General features: G+C 64.5%; 7 protein-coding genes, 1 pseudogene and 1 riboswitch. Of the genes and pseudogenes, 5 read left to right on the top strand and 3 right to left on the bottom strand.

Translation table 11 applies throughout. The features are described from left to right. The first annotated feature begins 24 nt into the window (after window positions 1-24). Both AADZ78_RS05850 and AADZ78_RS05845 read left to right on the top strand, forming a co-directional pair. Window positions 25-2,004 carry a PE family protein gene (locus AADZ78_RS05850; RefSeq protein WP_204800853.1) on the top strand — a complete coding sequence of 660 codons (1,980 nt, stop codon included), beginning with the start codon at window positions 25-27 and terminating at the stop codon, window positions 2,002-2,004. A 70-nt stretch (window positions 2,005-2,074) separates the two neighbouring features. Then, a complete protein-coding gene (locus tag AADZ78_RS05845) occupies window positions 2,075-2,914 on the top strand; it encodes an alpha/beta fold hydrolase (protein ID WP_085250931.1) in 840 nt (279 codons plus the stop codon). A gap of 64 nt (window positions 2,915-2,978) precedes the next feature. Here AADZ78_RS05845 and AADZ78_RS05840 read toward each other — a convergent pair whose 3' ends face one another. After that, a complete protein-coding gene (locus AADZ78_RS05840) occupies window positions 2,979-4,223 on the bottom strand; it encodes an NADP-dependent isocitrate dehydrogenase (RefSeq protein WP_372510530.1) in 1,245 nt (414 codons plus the stop codon). A 62-nt stretch (window positions 4,224-4,285) separates the two neighbouring features. Next, window positions 4,286-4,405, top strand: a riboswitch (SAM riboswitch). A 36-nt stretch (window positions 4,406-4,441) separates the two neighbouring features. On the opposite strand from AADZ78_RS05840, the gene AADZ78_RS05835 reads away from it, so the two are divergent. From AADZ78_RS05835 to AADZ78_RS05825, 3 genes are read left to right on the top strand one after another with little or no spacing between them, the layout of a single operon-like run. Next, window positions 4,442-5,809, top strand: coding sequence for a bifunctional o-acetylhomoserine/o-acetylserine sulfhydrylase (locus tag AADZ78_RS05835; RefSeq protein WP_085250927.1), 1,368 nt, complete (start codon window positions 4,442-4,444; stop codon window positions 5,807-5,809). 10 nt (window positions 5,810-5,819) lie between these two features. Then, window positions 5,820-6,968: a homoserine O-acetyltransferase MetX gene (metX, locus tag AADZ78_RS05830; RefSeq protein ID WP_085250926.1), complete on the top strand. Its 1,149-nt coding sequence runs from the start codon at window positions 5,820-5,822 to the stop codon at window positions 6,966-6,968. Then, entirely contained in the window at window positions 6,965-7,699 is a 735-nt protein-coding gene (locus tag AADZ78_RS05825; RefSeq protein ID WP_085250929.1) for a class I SAM-dependent methyltransferase, read from the top strand. The genes metX and AADZ78_RS05825 overlap by 4 nt, the downstream gene beginning before the upstream one ends. A gap of 34 nt (window positions 7,700-7,733) precedes the next feature. On the opposite strand, the pseudogene AADZ78_RS05820 reads toward AADZ78_RS05825, so the two are convergent. Further along, window positions 7,734-8,192 (bottom strand): annotated as a pseudogene (locus tag AADZ78_RS05820) (PE family protein); the annotation flags it as partial. A 98-nt stretch (window positions 8,193-8,290) separates the two neighbouring features. Next, window positions 8,291-17,800: a PPE family protein gene (locus AADZ78_RS05815; protein ID WP_204903451.1), complete on the bottom strand. Its 9,510-nt coding sequence runs from the start codon at window positions 17,798-17,800 to the stop codon at window positions 8,291-8,293. Window positions 17,801-17,841 lie beyond the last annotated feature (41 nt).

The raw sequence follows: 17,841 nt of genomic DNA, 5'->3' as shown, positions 1-17,841 counted from the left end.
CCCTGTTGCGGTGGGAGGACTACGGTGTCGTTCGTTTTGGCATCGCCACCGACGCTGGCGGCGGCGGCGACGGAATTGGCAGGAATTGGCTCGGCGATCAGCGCGGCCAATGCAGCCTGGGCGGCGCCGACCACCGCAGTGCTGCCCGCGGCCGCCGATGAGGTGTCGGCGGCCATCGCCGCCCTGTTTTCCGGGCACGCCCAGGGCTATCAGGCGCTCGGCGTGCGGGCGGCGACGTTTCATGCGCAGTTTGTGCGGGCGCTGAACGCGGCCGCGGGATCCTATGCCAGCGCCGAGGCCGCCAACGCCGGGCCACTGCAGGCCGTGCAGCAGGAACTGCTGAACGCGGTCAATGCGCCCACCCTGGCCCTGCTGGGCCGCCCGCTGATCGGCAACGGCGCCAACGGGCTGCCCGGGACCGGGCAAAACGGCGGCGACGGCGGGCTGTTGATCGGCAATGGGGGCAACGGCGGATCGGGCGGACCCAACCAGGCCGGCGGCAACGGCGGCAGCGCCGGGTTGTTCGGTAGTGGCGGCGCCGGCGGGACAGGCGGGTTCAACTCCAGCACCGGTGCCGGCGAGCCGGGCGGTCGCGGCGGCAATGGCGGGCTGCTGGTGGGCACCGGTGGCGCCGGTGGGGCCGGGGGCACCGCTGGCATCGCGGGCGCTGCGGGCGGCAACGGTGGCGCCGGTGGCAGCGCCGTCGGACTGTTCGGCGCTGGTGGGAACGGCGGAACCGGTGGATCCGGCGGGGCCGGATTAGGTGGCGTTGACGGCGGCGCCGGCGGTACCGGCGGCACCGGCGGCACCGGCGGACTGATGTTCGGCAACGCTGGCGGCGGTGGGACCGGCGGGAACGGCGGGTCCGGTTTCGGCGGCGGGCCCGGTGGGACGGGCGGGGACGGCGGTGCTGCGCGGCTGATCGGCAGCGGCGGGCTCGGTGGGGCCGGCGGGGCGGGCGGGATCGCCAATGTGATCGCAAGCACCGATACCGCTACCGGTGGTGCCGGCGGGAACGGAGGTCACGGCGGCACCGGCGGGCTGGTGTTCGGCAACGCTGGCGGCGGTGGGACCGGCGGGGCCGGCGGGTCCGGCTCCAGCGCTTCCGCCGGCGTCGGCGGAGCCGGCGGGGTCGGTGGGGATGGCGGGGAGGCCGTCGGCCTGATCGGCAGCGGCGGGCGCGGTGGGGCCGGTGGCGCCGGCGGGTCTGGGACGTCTGACGGAGGCGCGGGCAGTGGTGTCGGTGGCGGCGGCGGGAACGGCGGTCACGGCGGCACCGGCGGGCGGGTGTTTGGCAACGCCGGGACCGGCGGGACCGGCGGGACCGGCGGGACCGCATTGGCGACTGCCAGCGCGGACGGCGGGGCCGGCGGAGCCGGTGGGGCCGGCGGCAACGCCGTCGGACTGATCGGCAGCGGCGGACTCGGAGGGTCAGGTGGGGCCGGCGGGGCCGGCGGGGCCGGAGGCGCCGGGGGGAACGGTGGGATCGGTGGCATCAGCGGGCTGATCGGCAACGCCGGCGCCGGCGGGACCGGTGGGAACGGTGGGACCGGTGGACTTATCGGTGGGACCGGTGGTGCCGGCGGGGGCGGTGGTACTGCCAGGCTGATCGGCGCCGGTGGAAATGGCGGGACCGGCGGGTTCGGTGGCGGCGCCTCTTTGTCAGCGGGCGGCACGGGGGGTCACGGTGGTCACGGTGGCGCCGGCGGGCTGCTATACGGCGATGCTGGGGCCGGCGGAGACGGCGGGAACGGCGGGAACCTCCTCGGCCTCGCCACTCCTACGGCAGTGGCTGGCAACGGCGGGGTCGGTGGCGACGGTGGTGATGCCCAGCTGGTCGGTAACGGCGGGAACGGGGGTGCCGGTGGGGCCGGCGGGTCCGTCACTACGCCCTTTGTGGCCGTCGGGACCGGTGGTCAAGGCGGTAACGGCGGCAACAGCGGCCAGCTGTTGGGCCTCGCCGGCGCGACCGGCCCAACTGGCCCGAATGGCCAGCAGGTTTGACATCCGTTCGGCCACGGGCGGCACCGACCATCCTTGCGATACCGGCGGTACCGCATTTAGTGTCGGCAGCATGACTACACGCCCGCCGATTCACTTGGGCTCTGGAGAACCGGTCCTGTTGCTGCACCCGTTCCTGCTGTCGCAGACGGTATGGGAAAAGGTTGCCCAACAGCTGGCCGACACCGGCCGCTATGAGGTGTTCGCCCCGACGATGGCCGGCCACAACGGGGGCCCGGGTGCCGGCACCTGGTTTTTGTCCTCTGCGGTGCTGGCCGATCACGTCGAGCGGCAACTCGACGAACTGGGCTGGGACACCGCCCACATCGTCGGCAACTCGCTGGGCGGCTGGGTCGCTTTCGAACTGGAGCGACGTGGGCGGGCGCGCACCGTCACCGGCATCGCCCCGGCTGGCGGATGGACACGATGGAGCCCGGCGAAGTTCGAGGTGATCGGCAAATTCATCCTGGGTATGCCGCTATTTGTGCTCGCTTGGTTGTTCGGGCCGCGGGTGTTGCAGCTGCCGTTCAGCCGCCGGCTAGCCACCTACGCGATCAGCGCGTCACCGGATGGGGTCAGCGAGCGCGAGCTCAGCACGATCGTCGACGACGTCGCTCGGTGCCCCGCCTACTTCCAGCTCCTGGTCAAGGCGGCGCTGCTGCACGGCCTGCGAGAGCTCGCGGAAACCGCCGCCCCGGCGCATCTGGTGATCTGCGGAAAGGATCGGGTCGTTCCCGCACCCAGATTCATCCGGCATTTCACCACCCACCTTCCGAAGGACCACAAGGTCACCACGCTCGAGGACGTCGGGCACGTCCCCATGTTCGAGGCGCCGAAGCGGGTCACAGAGGTGATCGTCGAGTTCCTCGACCAGTTCGCGCCGCCGAAGGCGATCGAACCACCGGCCAGTTAGCCGCGCGAGCAGACGCAAAAGCCCCCGAAAATGCGCATTTTCGGGGGCTTTTGCGTCTGCTCGGCTAGTTGGCCAGCGCCTTTTCCAGGTTGTCGGAGATCGCTTCGAGGAATTCCTCGCTGTTCAGCCACTCCTGTCCGGGACCGATCAGCAGCGCGAGGTCCTTGGTCATCTTGCCGCTCTCGACGGTGCCGATGACGACCTCTTCCAGCTGTTGGGCGAATTCGGTGACCTCCGGTGTGCCGTCCAGCTTGCCACGGTGCTGCAGGCCACGCGTCCAGGCGAAGATCGACGCGATCGGGTTGGTGGAGGTCGGCTTGCCGGCCTGGTACTGCCGAAAGTGCCGGGTGACGGTGCCGTGCGCGGCCTCGGCCTCGACCGTCCTACCGTCGGCCGTCATCAGCACCGACGTCATCAACCCCAGCGAGCCGTATCCCTGCGCGACGGTGTCCGACTGCACGTCGCCGTCGTAGTTCTTACACGCCCACACATAGCCACCCTCCCACTTCAGGCAGGCGGCGACCATGTCGTCGATCAGCCGGTGCTCGTAGGTCAACCCTTCGGCTTCGAACTTGTCCTTGAACTCGGTTTCGTAGATGCGCTGGAACTCGTCTTTGAACATGCCGTCGTAGGCCTTGAGGATGGTGTTCTTGGTCGACAGGTACACCGGCCATTTTGCGTTCAGCCCGTAGGCGAACGACGCGCGCGCGAAATCCCGGATGGATTCCCTGAAGTTGTACATCCCCATCACCACGCCACCGTCTTCGGGGATGGACACCATCTCGTGCACGATCGGCTCGCTGCCGTCGGAAGGAGTGAAAGTCAATGTGACGGTGCCTGGTTGGTCGACCTTGAAGTTCGTCGCGCGGTATTGGTCGCCGAAAGCGTGGCGGCCGATGACAATTGGCTTGGTCCAGCCCGGAACCAGCCGCGGCACATTAGAAATCACGATCGGCTCACGGAAAATGGTGCCGCCCAGGATGTTTCGGATCGTCCCGTTGGGCGACAGCCACATTTTCTTGAGGTTGAATTCCTGGACCCGGGCTTCGTCGGGGGTGATCGTCGCGCACTTGACGCCCACGCCGTGCTTCTTGATCGCATAGGCCGCATCGATTGTCACCTGGTCGTCGGTGGCATCACGGTGCTCGATACCCAGGTCGTAGTAGTCCAGGTTGATGTCAAGATGCGGCAGGATGAGCATGTCCTTGATGAGCTTCCAGATGACGCGGGTCATCTCGTCACCGTCGAGCTCAACCACCGGACCTTTGACTTTGATCTTGGACATCGTTGAGCGGATCCTCCAGTCCATTGCTCGCCAGATCAGACTACGCAATTGGCATCGACTAGCCGCCATACGCTAAGCTGCATTGCGGTCATGAGCGCCAGCGTTAAGCCCCGGCTTGCTGGCCGGCAACCCTCCAACCGCGGTGGGGTGCCCCGGGTGATGACCAGGTTGAGTAGCCAGACCCGGCTACACGGCAAGCGCGGGTCCGCCATGACGGGCCCCTGGCCAGACAGGGATACGTGATGGGCACCTCAGAAACCGGCAGTACCGACACCGATCCGACCGCGCATTGGTCGTTTGAGACCAAGCAGATTCATGCGGGTCAGTACCCGGACCCGACCACCAACGCCCGGGCGCTGCCGATCTATGCGACCACCTCGTACACCTTCGACGACACCGCGCATGCCGCCGCCCTGTTCGGGCTGGAAGTTCCGGGCAACATCTACACCCGGATCGGCAACCCGACCACCGAGGTGGTCGAGCAGCGCATCGCCGCACTCGAGGGCGGGGTGGCCGCGTTGTTCCTGTCCTCCGGGCAGGCCGCGGAGACTTTCGCCATCCTGAACCTGGCCGGTGCCGGCGATCACATCGTGTCCAGCCCGCGGCTGTATGGCGGGACTTATAACCTGTTCCACTATTCGCTGGCGAAGCTCGGCATCGAGGTCAGCTTCGTCGCCGATCCCGACGATCCGGAGTCCTGGCAGGCGGAGGTCCGGCCGAATACCAAGGCGTTCTTCGGCGAGACCATCTCCAACCCGCAGATCGACGTGCTGGACACCCCGGCGGTCGCCGAGGTCGCCCACCGCAACGGGGTGCCGCTGATCGTCGACAACACCATCGCCACCCCCTACCTGATCCAGCCGCTGGCACAGGGCGCCGACATCGTGGTGCACTCGGCCACCAAGTACCTGGGCGGGCACGGCGCCGCCATCGCCGGAGTGATCGTCGACGGCGGCACCTTCGACTGGACGCAGGGCCGCTTCCCCGGATTCACCACACCCGACCCCAGCTACCACGGCGTGGTGTATGCCGAGCTGGGGCCGCCGGCGTATGCGCTCAAGGCTCGGGTGCAACTGCTGCGCGACTACGGGTCGGCGGCTTCGCCGTTCAACGCGTTCCTGATCGCCCAAGGCCTGGAAACGCTGAGTCTGCGGGTGGAGCGGCACGTCGCCAACGCGCAGCGAGTCGCCGAGTTTTTGGCAGCCCGCGACGACGTGCTGTCGGTCAACTATGCGGGGCTGCCCAGCTCGCCATGGCACGAGAGGGCAAAGAGGCTGGCGCCCAAGGGAACTGGAGCGGTCCTTGCCTTCGAGCTGGCCGGTGGCATAGCGGCCGGCAAGGCGTTCGTGGATGCGTTGCAGCTGCACAGTCATGTCGCCAACATCGGTGACGTGCGCTCGCTGGTGATCCACCCGGCGTCAACCACCCACGCCCAGCTGAGCCCCGCGGAGCAGCTCTCCACCGGCGTCAGCCCGGGACTGGTGCGGTTAGCGGTGGGCATCGAAGGTATCGACGATATCCTGGCCGACCTGGAGCTTGGTTTCGCGGCGGCCCGGGCATCCGGCGCCTCCGCAAAGAGCAGCGACCCGCAGGCCGTGGCGGCATTCTGAGGGTTCTGACATGACGATCTCCGAGGTGCCAACCCAGACACTGCCCGCTGAAGGCGAGGTGGGCCTGGTCGACATCGGCTCGCTGACCACCGAAAGCGGCGCGGTGATCGACGATGTCTGTATCGCCGTCCAGCGCTGGGGCAAGTTGTCGCCCAGCGGTGACAACGTCGTCGTGGTTCTGCACGCGCTCACCGGTGATTCGCATATCACCGGGCCCGCCGGACCCGGCCATCCCACACCGGGCTGGTGGGACGGGGTGGCCGGACCGGGCGCGCCGATCGACACCGACCGCTGGTGCGCCGTGGCCACCAACGTGCTCGGCGGTTGCCGCGGCTCGACCGGGCCCAGTTCGCTTGCCCGCGACGGAAAACCTTGGGGCTCAAGGTTTCCGCAAATAACGGTGCGCGATCAGGTAGCGGCCGACATCGCCGCGCTGGCCGCGATGGGAATAACCGACGTGGCAGCCGTCGTTGGCGGGTCTATGGGCGGTGCTCGGGCTCTGGAATGGGTTGTCGGCCATCCGGATCGGGTTCGGGCCGGATTGCTGCTGGCCGTCGGCGCGCGTGCCACCGGCGATCAGATCGGCACCCAAACCACCCAGATCGCGGCCATCAAGGCCGACCCGGACTGGCAGGACGGCGACTACTACGAGACCGGGAGGTCACCGGATACCGGGCTGAAGATCGCCCGCCGCTTTGCGCACCTGACCTACCGCGGCGAGATCGAGCTCGACACCCGATTCGCCAACGACAGCCAAGGCACCGAGGACCCTACGCGCGGCGGCCGCTACGCCGTGCAGAGCTATCTGGAACACCAGGGCGACAAGCTGTTGGCCCGGTTCGACGCCGGGAGCTATGTGACGTTAACGGAGACACTCAACAGCCACGATGTCGGCCGTGGGCGCGGCGGGGTCGCGGCGGCGCTTCGCGGGTGCCCGGTTCCGGTCGTGGTCGGCGGCATCACTTCTGACCGGCTCTACCCGCTGCGCTTGCAGGAGGAGCTGGCCGAGCTGTTGCCCGGCTGCGACGGCCTAAACGTCGTCGACTCCATCTGCGGGCACGACGGCTTTCTGGTGGAATCCGACGCTGTGGGCGAACTGATCCGAAAGACGTTGAAACTGGCCGAGATCGAAGGCTCGTGCCTTAGGTGTCCAAGGTGATCCGCTCTAAGCGCGACCGCTCCCTGTCATTCGGTTCGGCGGCTGCCGCCTATGAGCGTGGGCGCCCGTCGTATCCGCCCGAGGCGATCGACTGGCTGCTGCCGGCGGGTGTGCGCGACGTGCTGGACCTTGGTGCGGGTACCGGCAAGCTGACCACCCGGCTGGTCGAGCGCGGCCTGGATGTGGTTGCCGTCGACCCGATTGCGGAGATGCTGGAAGTGCTGCGCGCTTCGCTGACGGAGACCGTCGCACTGTTGGGTACCGCGGAAGAAATTCCGTTGGCGGACAACAGTGTTGACGCGGTGCTGGTCGCCCAGGCGTGGCATTGGTTCGATCCAGCGCGGGCGATTCCCGAGGTGGCACGCGTCCTGCGCCCGGGCGGGCGGCTGGGTCTGGTGTGGAACACCCGCGATGAACGGCTGGGCTGGGTGCGTGAGCTGGGTGAAATCATCGGCCGCGACGACGATCCGGTCCGCAACAAGGTGTCGCTGCCCGAGCCGTTCACCGGAGTCGAACGGCATCAGCTCGAGTGGACGAATTACCTTACCCCGCAAGCACTTATCGATTTGGTTGCGTCCCGCACCTACTGCATTAACTCGCCCACGGAAGTTCGCACCAAAACCCTTGGGCAGGTGCGCGAACTGCTGGCCACGCATCCGGCGCTGGCGAACGCCAACGGCCTTGCGCTGCCGTACGTCACGGTGTGCGTGCGGGCCACACTGGCCAAGTAGAGCCGAACCAGGCCTGGAGGTTCACGCTGGCTTGGCCGCCGGCAACGCCGGATTCCCCAGCAGCGCCGGCCCCACCGTTGCCATACAACAAACCGCCGGGCGCGCCGTTGCCGCCGGGCACGGTCGCATCGGCACCGTCGCCGATGAGTGGGCGACCCAACAACGCCATGGTCTGTGCATTCACCGCAGTCAGCAGACTGTGCCCCACGTTCACGGCCTCGGTGGCCGCATACGATCCGCTGGCAGCGGTCAAGGCGTTCACAAACTGGTCGTGAAACGTCGCCACTTGGGCGCCGATCGTTTGATAGTGCTGAGCGTACGTTTCGAACAGCGCCGCGAGGGCAGCCGACACCTCATCGGCAGCGGCCGCCGCCATCCGGGTCGTCTGGGCGGCCGCGACGGCATTCGCAGCGCTGATCGTCGAGCCGATACCCGCCAAATCCGAAGCCGCCACCGCCAGCAGCTGCGGCACTACGGTCACGTACGGCGTCACTGACCTCCCAACCACGCCTTCTCGCCAACCGTGGCGGGGCAGCCTTGAATAAACGTTGGCTAACGGTTGAATCCAGCCGCACTAATGCCGGGGACCGGTTAGGGCCCGGTGCCTTGGAACAGGAAGCCGGAGAGCTGCCGGCCGAAGTTCACGACGCCCGAAGTGAAGGCCGACGTTAAGTGGTTGAGGTCGAGGATGCTGGTGTTGTATAGGCCCGACAGACCGGCACCGCTGTTCAGCAGGCCCGACTGCAGGGCACCAAAGTTCAAGTAGCCCGAGACTGACCCCAACAACGGAGTCGCAGCCTGGTTCAGCAAACCCGAGATGTCCGCGCCGAAGTTGGTGATACCCGAAACCCCACCACCGCCGGCGTTGAAGAATCCCGACGACGGGACCGTGGTCGCGTTGCCGAAGCCCGGAACCGCCGGGATGACGATCGGGGCGTTGATGGGACCGAGGAGGGCGTTGACATCGAGAACCACCGGGATTCGGTCGATGGTGATCTCCGGGGGGAAGGCGAAAGCCGGTGTGGCGCCGGACCACCCTAAGCCCACTGGGATCTGCGGAATCGTGATTTCCGGGCTCACGAAGGGCCCGATGGTGACGGACAGCGGCACCTCCATGTGGATTGGATCGACGGGAATGCGGAATCCCGGGATGGTGAATTCCGGTGTCGGGGTGGTCAGGCCAAGAGAACTCAACGTCACGGTGAACGGCAAAATCTCGCTGCCCGTCGTTTGGATGGCAGCGATATTAATGTCGACAAACCCAAGCTGAATAGTGAATGGATCAATGATGGAGCCCGAGCTGAAAATCGGGCCGACAGTGACACTACTGTCGGGGTCGAGGCCCAGGGCGGGAATCGTGATGTCCTGTACGACGATGGGGCCGAGGTCGAAGACTGGGTCGATGCGTAGCGTGATCGGGGGAATAGCGATGGACGGGATGGTGAAGCCGCCGATGTGGCCGGTTGCGCTGAAATCCAGCGGAATTGCGGGAATATGGAACGACGGAACGGTGATGGGCCCGGCGCCGCCGGACGCGTGAACGCTCGCGACAGTGAATTCGGGAACGATGGTGTTGATGGTGGAGAAGCTCACCAGGCCCTGATAGTTGCCCCGCCACCAGAAGCCGTTGCTGTCGTTGCCGCCGATGAAGGCGCCGGTGTTGACGTTGCCGGAGTTGGCCAGCCCGGTGTTGGTGTCACCGGTGTTCAACCAGCCGGTGTTGATGCTGCCCGGGTTGAAACCGCCGGTATTGGCGTCACCCGCGTTGAAGCTGCCGGTGTTGTAATCACCCGCATTGACCAGACCGGTGTTGAAACCACCCGCGTTGAACCACCCCGTGCTGGCGATCCCCGAATTACCGATACCGGTGTTGTAGCTCCCCGAATTGAACAAGCCCCAGTTCCCGGTGCCGGAGTTGAAGAACCCGACATTGCCGGTCCCCGAATTGAACAACCCGACATTGCCGCTGCCCGAATTGAAGCCACCGATCCCGGTCAGGTTGTCACCGGTGAGCCCGATACCGATATTGTTGCTCCCGGTATTGGCGAACCCGATATTGCCCACGCCCATATTCGCCAAACCGAAATTGGTGCTGCCGACATTGGCGAACCCGAAGTTGTTGCTGCCGATGTTGCCGTCACCCAGGTTGAAGTCGCCGATGTTGCCGCTGCCGAGGTTGAAGTCGCCGATGTTGCCCCCCGGAAACAGCCCCCCGGCAACACCCCCGGCAACACCCCCGATGACACCCCCGACAACACTCCCGGCAGCACCTCCGACGACGCCCCCGATGCCACCCCCGACAACACCCCCGGCAACACTTCCGACAACACCGCCGGCAACACTTCCGATGACACCCCCGGCAGCGCTCCCGGAAATACCACCGACAACAACACCCCCGACAACACCCCCGACATTGGGCACCCCGATGTTGAAGTCGCCGATGTTGCCGCTGCCCAGGTTGAAGTCGCCAACATTGCCGAACCCGATATTGCCGCCACCTACGTTGCTCAACCCCAGGCTGGCACCCGACAACACCCCCGACAAGTGAGCGCCGAAATTGCCGACACCCGACATCAACGCCGAGGTCCCCACATCCAGCGCGCTGGTGTTGAACAGCCCCGACACACCCGACCCGAGGTTGAGCACACCCGATCCCAGCGCACCGGCATTGAAGTAACCCGACGCCAGCCCCAGCAACGACTGGGGGGCCTGGTTAAACCAGCCCGACATGTTCGAACCGAAGTTCCCGAACCCCGACACCCCACCGGCACCGCTGTTGAAGAAACCCGACGACGGGGCGCTCGTCGAATTCCCGAACCCCGGGACCGCCGGAACGTCGATGAGCTTGATGTGAATGGGGCCGAGGGTGCTGTGGGCCTCGAGAGTGAAGGGGATTTCGGGGATGGTGATTGCCGGGATGGTGAACGCGCCGGTGCCGCCGGACAGGTTGATGCTCAGCGGGTTCATCGCGGGGATCGTGAGGCCGCCTGGGAAGATGTCGATGGGCTCGGTATGGGCGGTAACGCTCGCAAGCAGCGGGATCTCGTCGATGGTGACTACCGGGGTGCTGAAAGGCAGGTTGGCCAGGAAAGCAGTTATGGTCCCTTGCGACGAGCTGGCGCCTATCACTATCTGGCTGATTTCGACAAAGGTAGGGACGTTGAACACCGAAAAGATGCCCGTAATCGGACCGATTTTCAGCGGGCCGCCGGGTTGTGAGCCAAAGGAGTAGTTCAGTGTGACGGGCACCTTTGGAATTTCGAGGTGCGGGACGCTGATGGGGCCGACGCCGACGCTTACCGTGGTGACGTCCAGGTCGATCCGGGGAATCGGGATGGTCGGGAGGGTGAAGCTGCCGATGGCGACGTTGGCGCTGAACTCGGGGCGGATCGCGGGAACGTCGATGGCAGGGATAACGACGGGGCCCAGTCCGCCGGTGAAGGTGAGGTCCAGGAACGGGGTTTGGGGAAGCACAGCAGGGATGTAGGAGAAGCTCACCAGGCCCTGATAGTTGCCCCGCCACCAGAAGCCGTTGCTGTCGTTGCCGCCGATGAAGGCGCCGGTGTTGACGTTGCCGGAGTTGGCCACCCCGGTGTTGGTGTCACCGGTGTTCAACCAGCCGGTGTTGATGCTGCCCGGGTTGAAACCGCCGGTATTGGCGTCACCCGCGTTGAAGCTGCCGGTGTTGTAATCACCCGCATTGACCAGACCGGTGTTGAAACCACCCGCGTTGAACCACCCCGTGCTGGCGATCCCCGAATTACCGATACCGCTGTTGTAGCTCCCCGAATTGAACAAGCCCCAGTTCCCGGTGCCGGAGTTGAAGAACCCGACATTGCCGGTCCCCGAATTGAACAACCCGACATTGCCGCTGCCCGAATTGAAGCCACCGATCCCGGTCAGGTTGTCACCGGTGAGCCCGATACCGATATTGTTGCTCCCGGTATTGGCGAACCCGATATTGCCCACGCCCATATTCGCCAAACCGAAATTGTTGCTGCCGGCATTGCCGAACCCGATATTGGCAACACCCATCAGACCCACCGGGTCACCCGAGTTCGCGAACCCGACGTTGCCCCACCCGACATTGCCCCACCCGACGTTGTTGCCGCCGATGTTGCCGGCCCCCAGATTGAAGTCGCCGACGTTGCCGCTGCCCAGGTTGACGGCGCCGATGTTGCCGAACCCGACATTGCCCGCGCCCACATTGGCCAACCCCAGGCTGGCTCCCGACCACTGCCCCGACACGAAAGCGCCGACATTGGCGAAACCCGACACCAACGCCGAGGCCCCCGCATCCAGCGCGCTGGTGTTGAACAGCCCCGACACACCCGACCCGAGGTTGAGCACACCCGATCCCAGCGCACCGGCATTGAAGTAACCCGACGCCAGCCCTACCAACGACTGGGGGGCCTGGTTAAACCAGCCCGACATGTTCGAACCGAAGTTCCCGAACCCCGACACCCCACCGGCACCGCTGTTGAAGAAACCCGACGACGGGGCGCTCGTCGAATTCCCGAACCCCGGGACCGCCGGATTGTGGATGGGATTGAGGTTGATCGGGCCGAGGGTGAGGTCGAGGTTGAGCTGGAGGGGAATCGGGTCGATCGTGTAGCCGTTGGGGAAGATCGTGAAGTCCGGGATGCCGGCGAAGGCATCGACATGCACCGGGATTTTCGGGAAAGTGAGGCCATCCGGGAAGAGGGTGAAACCCGCGATACCACTGTCCACATCGATGCGCACGGGCAGGGATGGAATGGTCAGTCCCGGAATATGGATGGGCGGAATGCTCAGGTTGAACGCGGAGAATGACGGGCCAGAAGCGCCCAGCTGAATGGTGACGTCGTTGAGGGCACCCGGAAATGGCCCCAATACGATGTTGCCGTTCGCGAAGTCGACGCTGGAGAGCCACACATTTCCAGTTGACGGAATGACAAAGGGCGGTGGTGCGGGGTCACCGGCGGATGTGGAGTACGAGTTTATGACCGTGGCGGGGATGTTCATGGGCGGGAAGATGACGAGGGGGCCCAGCTCGAAGGTGTCGTGGTAATCCAGGGGGATTGCCTCAACGGTAATGGGATCCACGGTGAATGGGCCGATGTCGAAGGTTTGGTCAATGTCCAGCAGCGGGGGTATGTGAACGGGTATCGGATCAATGTGGATGGGGCCCAGGTTCACGGTTTCGCGGAGGTAGACGAGGTAGGTTTTGGGAATCAGGGGGCCGACGGGGAAGGTGAAGTCGAGCAGGCCCTGGTAATCGCCGGTCCACAAGACACCGTTGCTGTAACTTCCCGAGATGAAGGCGCCGGTGTTGACGTTGCCGGAGTTGGCCACCCCGGTGTTGGTGTCACCGGTGTTCAACCAGCCGGTGTTGATGCTGCCCGGGTTGAAACCGCCGGTATTGGCGTCACCCGCGTTGAAGCTGCCGGTGTTGTAATCACCCGCATTGACCAGACCGGTGTTGAAACCACCCGCGTTGAACCACCCCGTGCTGGCGATCCCCGAATTACCGATACCGGTGTTGTAGCTCCCCGAATTGAACAAGCCCCAGTTCCCGGTGCCGGAGTTGAAGAACCCGACATTGCCGGTCCCCGAATTGAACAACCCGACATTGCCGCTGCCCGAATTGAAGCCACCGATCCCGGTCAGGTTGTCACCGGTGAGCCCGATACCGATATTGTTGCTCCCGGTATTGGCGAACCCGATATTGCCCACACCCATATTCGCCAAACCGAAATTGTTGCTGCCGGCATTGCCGAACCCGATATTGGCAACACCCATCAGACCCACCGGGTCACCCGAGTTCGCGAACCCGACGTTGCCCCACCCGACATTGCCCCACCCGACGTTGTTGCCGCCGATGTTGCCGGCCCCCAGATTGAAGTCGCCGACGTTGCCGCTGCCTACGTTGAAGTCCCCGACATTGGCGAGCCCGATATTGCCGCCACCTAGGTCGCTCAACCCCACATTGGGGCCCACGATCCCAACGGCCGAGCTGAAGCCCGCTATCAGGTGGGACCCGAAGCTCCCGTCGAACAGGCTCAATACACCCAAACCCAGGCCCGGCACACCCAAACCGTTGAAGAGACCCGACACGGGGTCTGACGAGGTGTTGGTGGTGGTCGAGTTCCCTGAACCCGGGTCGGTGATGATCGGGATGTTGATGGGGCCCACGGGGAGGGTGGCGTCCACGTCCAGGTTAATTGCGGGCAGAACGGTGGCCGGGATGGAGACGGCCTCGATGGCAACGGACTCGTTGATGGACTCAGTAACGTGGAGAACCATCGACTTAATGGTGGATGCCGGGGAGTCGACGATCGTCAGATTGATAGGTATGGATTCAGTGAAAGTGCCCGGGAAGGTGAGTTCCAGCGCGTCCACGTCGAGAGGTATAGAAATTCCCGGAATTACTATGGGATTTAGCGTGATGCCGTCTCTGAAGTCAAATAGGAAAAGAGTGCCAATGTTACCGACCGCCATGTACAATTTGGCGGGCTCGGTGCCGATATCCGCGATTTGGATTTGAGGGATATCGAGGCCTCCCGTGATGCCCAGGCCGGAAAGAACAGTGGTTGCCGGGGCGCTGAAGCTCAGGTTGACAGCTCCGTCGAGGCCCAGACGGATTGCAGGGATGGGGATGTCCGGGACGGTAAAAGGGCCAACCTCGACGTTTCCCGTGACCGTCAGGAGCGGATTTATGGCGTCCAAAACGGTGGTGGTTGGGATGCTGATGGGGCCGATGTCGCCGGTGAGGGTGAAATGCAGCGGGAACAGCCCACTGGTGAGGCCGAAGCCGCCTGGGATTGCCGGAATGGGGCCGTTCGGTGGGGCCGGGGGAATGTAGCCCCAGTGGAAGGGGAAGGGGCCGATAGAAAGTGTGCTGTGCAGGTTCACCGGGATGCGGTCAACGGTGAAGCCCTGCGGGAAAACCGTGAACGCCCTTGTACCGGCGGAGAAGTTGGTGAGGCTGACCACGGGGTTTTCCGGGAACTCCAGGCCACCCGGGAACAACGTGATGCTGTCGAGGCCGCCAGACAGGTTGATTGTCACCGGGGTTTGGTCGGGAACAGTGATGCCGTGCGGGAACAAGGTCAGGGGCGTTGTGGACAGATCGAAAGACGCGAAGATCGGGGTGACGACCCCTTGGTCCCCACTGCCGATGAGGGGTCCATTGATCTTGAGGTCGGTGATGCTGAGGTAGAACGGTCCAGAGGGGAATTTGTTGCCGGGCCCACCTAAGGGCGGGCCGTAGTGATCGATCGTGATGAACGGGCTCGGCAAATCGAAAGGGTTTGCGAAGACAGATGCCGTGGCGCCGAGCCCTGGAACGAGAACAGTGGGAGACACGTGGAAACCCTCGAGGCCGACGGTTGCCGCCACGTGGATTGGGATCGCCGGAATGGTGATCTCCGGGAGGACGAATTCGCGGAGCCCGACGAATCCGCCGGTGATTTGCACGTTGAATGCAGGAACTGGAATGGGCTCGACGTAGATGGGTCCTATCCCGCCGACCACTTGAAGGTCAATGGGTATTTCGGAAATAGTGAAAAGGGGACCCGGGGTGAAGGGGGCCAGGCCGTTGCTGTGGTTGCCCGTGAAGAAAACGCCGGTGTTGGCGATCCCCGAATTACCGATTCCGCTGTTCTGGCTCCCCGAATTGAACAAGCCAGAGTTCCCGGTGCCGGAATTGAAGAACCCGACATTGCCGGTCCCCGAATTGAACAACCCCACATTGCCGCTGCCCGAATTGAAGCCACCGAACCCGGTCAGGTTGTCACCGGTCAACCCGATACCGATATTCCCATTGCCGGTGTTGCCGAACCCGATGTTGCCCAAGCCCATATTCGCAAAGCCGAGGTTATCACTGCCGGAATTGCCGAACCCAATGTTGTTCATGCCCATCAGGCCAGCCGCCAAACCCGAGTTCCCGAACCCGACGTTGCCCGACCCGATATTGCCCAACCCCAGGTTGTTGCTGCCGATATTGCCGGCCCCTAGCGCGCTCCCCGACAACACCCCCGACAACTGAGCGCCGACATTGCCGATACCGGACACCAACGTGCCGGCGTTGAAGTAACCCGAACCCGGCCCCGGCAACGACTGCGTGATCTGGTTAAACCAGCCCGACGTGTGTGCGCCAGCGTTCCCGAATCCCGACACGCCACCGGCACCGGTATTGAAGAAACCTGATGACGGGGCGGTGGTCGAATTCCCGAAGCCCGGCGACGCCGGAACATTCACGCCTGCGATGCCGACGGGGCCGGCGCTGCCGGTGGCGTGCAGGTTCAACGGGATGTTGTGAATAGTGATTCCCGGGGTGCTCAGGGCGTCGATGTGGCCAATCACGTTGATCGCCAGCGGAAGTGGTTGCTCGGGAATCGAAAATCCCGGAATGGTGAAGGCGTCGGTGCCGGCCGTCACACCAAGAGTCAGGGAGAGCGGTGTGTCGGGAATACTGACGCCATTCGGGAAAATGGTAAGGGCCGGGGTGGAATAGCTGAACGTGACTGGGATTGAAAAGCCGGTGTTGATATGTATTGGGCCGATCAAAGTATCGGGAACGGAAGGGCTAAGGGAGACCTGTCGGATTTGAGGAATTGTTATGGACGAGACGGGCCAGCTCAAAGTTATAGCCTGCTCGAAGTTTTGAGCGGGCCAAAGCGTGATGGGATTGATTTTGATTGGGCCGATCGAAAGATTCGGTATGCCGATGCCCAGCGAGATTGCCGGGATGTTGATCGGTGGGACGACCAAGGGTCCAAGATAGAGGGTTTCGTTGATGTTGATCGGGATTTCGGGAAGAATGTGGATGGGCTCGATCGTGATGGCGCCGACACCACCGTTTATATCGAGGCTGAGGGGAATTTTGGGGAGAATGTCCCATCCGGTTGAGAAGGATCCGAGCAGCCCCTCGTAGTTGCCCCGCCACAAGACGCCGTTGCTGTAACTGCCCGAGATGAAGGCCCCGGTGTTGACGTTGCCGGAGTTGGCCAGCCCGGTGTTGGTGTCACCGGTGTTCAACCAGCCGGTATTGATGCTGCCCGGGTTGAAACCGCCGGTATTGGCGTCACCCGCATTGAACCACCCCGTGCTGGCGATCCCCGAATTACCGATACCGGTGTTGTAGCTCCCCGAATTGAACACGCCCCAGTTCCCGGTGCCGGAGTTGAAGAACCCGACATTGCCGGTCCCCGAATTGAACAACCCGACATTGCCGCTGCCCGAATTGAAGCCACCGATCCCGGTCAGGTTGTCACCGGTGAGCCCGATACCGATATTGTTGCTCCCGGTATTGGCGAACCCGATATTGCCCACACCCATATTCGCCAAACCGAAATTGTTGCTGCCGGCATTGCCGAACCCGATATTGGCAACACCCATCAGACCCACCGGGTCACCCGAGTTCGCGAACCCAACGTTGCCCCACCCGACATTGCCCCACCCGACGTTGTTGCCGCCGATATTTCCGGACCCCAGGTTGTAGCTGCCGATATTGGCGTTGCCCGCGTTGAAGGCGCCGACGTTGGCCAGGCCCAGATTGACGGCGAGCGACCTGCCCGGCTCCGCGGCGGCCGCCAGGCTCGCCAACGGCGGGGCAAACGGCGCCAACGCCGACGCGACCGCCGATGCGCCGGCGTGGTACCCCAGCATCGCGGCCACGTCCTGGGCCCACATCAGCTCATAGTCGAACTCCGCGGCCGCAATCGCCGGCGTGTTCTGCCCGAACAAATTCGATAGCGCCAGCGCCACCAACTCCGACCGATTAGTCGCAATGACGAGCGGGTCCACCGTCGCGGCCAACGCCGCCTCGAACACACCCACCACCGCCCTGGCCTGCCCGGCCGCCGACTCGGCCGAGGCAGCCGCCGCGCTCAACCACCCCACGTATGGGGCGGCCGCCGCCGCCATCGCGACCGACGACGGTCCCTGCCACATCCCACCGGCCAACCCCGAGGTCACCGACCCGAAAGACATCGCCGCCGAGCCCAGCTCGGCGGCAAGCTCATCCCAGGCCGCAGCCGCGGCCAACAGGGGCCCCGAACCCGCCCCGGCGTAGATCAGCGCCGAGTTGATCTCTGGCGGCATTACGACGAAATTCATGCCGCCATCCCTTCTCCGTGCGTTTCCAACATCGCTGTCGA

The organism is Mycobacterium riyadhense, from assembly GCF_963853645.1.
Lineage (GTDB): Bacteria > Actinomycetota > Actinomycetes > Mycobacteriales > Mycobacteriaceae > Mycobacterium > Mycobacterium riyadhense.
This window is presented reverse-complemented; position numbering and strand designations above follow the sequence as displayed.